General features: G+C 36.4%; 3 protein-coding genes. 2 read left to right on the top strand and 1 reads right to left on the bottom strand.

The features are described 5' to 3' along the window. Nucleotides 1-469, top strand: a 469-nt coding sequence (locus JCM10596_RS29670) for an ABC transporter permease (protein ID WP_199900170.1), incomplete at its 5' end; no start/stop codon positions are given. 20 nt (nt 470-489) lie between these two features. Then, nucleotides 490-840, top strand: coding sequence for an ABC transporter permease (locus JCM10596_RS28460; protein WP_025029056.1), 351 nt, complete (start codon nt 490-492; stop codon nt 838-840). Nucleotides 841-891: 51 nt separating this feature from the next. Here the strand turns inward: JCM10596_RS28460 and JCM10596_RS29365 are convergent. Beyond that, on the bottom strand, nt 892-1,152 hold a 261-nt coding region (locus JCM10596_RS29365), incomplete at its 5' end, for a LysM peptidoglycan-binding domain-containing protein (protein ID WP_034682181.1).

Below are 1,152 nucleotides of genomic sequence, written 5' to 3'. Positions count from 1 at the left end.
CCAGGCAAACAAACAAAAAAACAAAAAACAGAAAACAAATTTAAGTCTATCAGACACTGATTTAGAAGAGAGTAGAGAAGAAAAACAAAGATTAGATTTATTAAATAAGAGTATTGTGCTGAACCTTACTAAAATGGGCAGTGATGGTCAAGAGATCAGTAAGACTGTTCGATTAAGAGTTGTTGGAATTTTAGAAGAAGAAGGGGGTCAAGAGGATCAAAATCTCTATATTTCTCTAAAGCTAGCAGAACAGCTAGTGAAATGGAAAGAAGGGGATCAAGTCCTCAAGAAAAAGGGGTATGATTCCGTTAAAGTCAAGGTAAAGAGCGTAGAACTTGTTGAAGAGGTTCAAAAAGAAATAGAAAAACTAAACTTGAACAGCTTTTCTTTAAAACAAATGCTGGCTACGGTTAATAATATTTCTAGAGTGATTCAGTTTATATTGGGGGGATTGGGAGTATCGCCCTAATTGTTGCTAGCTTCGGAATCATGAATACCATGATGATGTCTATTTATGAGAGAACTCGGGAAATTGGAATCATGAAAGTGATTGGAGCTTCTATCAATAATATTAGGACGATCTTTCTTATTGAGGCTGGGATTATTGGGTTAGTTGGAGGAGTAGTAGGACTCATGATCGGCTGGATTTCTGCTCAATTCTTAAATGTATTGGCTAATCTTTTATTAAAAAGTGAAGAATCGATGATCATAGTAGATGTTCCCTGGTGGTTAGGGCTATTCGTTATTTTATTTTCAACAGCAGTAGGAGTCCTATCTGGATTATATCCTGCTTTACGGGCAGCAAAATTAAGTGCCTTGGATGCAATCAGGCATAATTAGAATCATGAAAAAAAGAGCCGATGGGCTCTTTTTTTTCATTTTCTTCCAAATCTATTTACTAGGAATTTTGATTTTTTGACCTGGGAAGATAAGGTCAGGGTTTTTAAGGCTATTGTACTTTGCTAGCTCCTGCCAAGTAGTGTTATGTGCCTTGGCGATTTTAGAAAGAGTATCTCCAGACTTGACCACGTAAATGGTGTCTGCTTTTTTCTCTTCTTTTACGGGCTGTTCTTTCTTAGGTTGTTCTTTCTTAGGTTGCTCTTTTTTAGGCTCTTCTTTTTTAGGTTCTTCCTTCTTAGGTTCCTCTTTCTT

This window comes from Caldalkalibacillus mannanilyticus JCM 10596, from assembly GCF_000615945.1.
Taxonomy (GTDB): Bacteria; Bacillota; Bacilli; order Caldalkalibacillales; family JCM-10596; genus Bacillus_AT; species Bacillus_AT mannanilyticus.
This window is presented reverse-complemented; position numbering and strand designations above follow the sequence as displayed.

What these genes read in the sequence shown, in the direction of transcription:
- JCM10596_RS28460 (WP_025029056.1), top strand. Translation starts at nt 490, where the DNA reads ATGAATACCATGATGATGTCTATTTATGAGAGAACTCGGGAAATTGGA.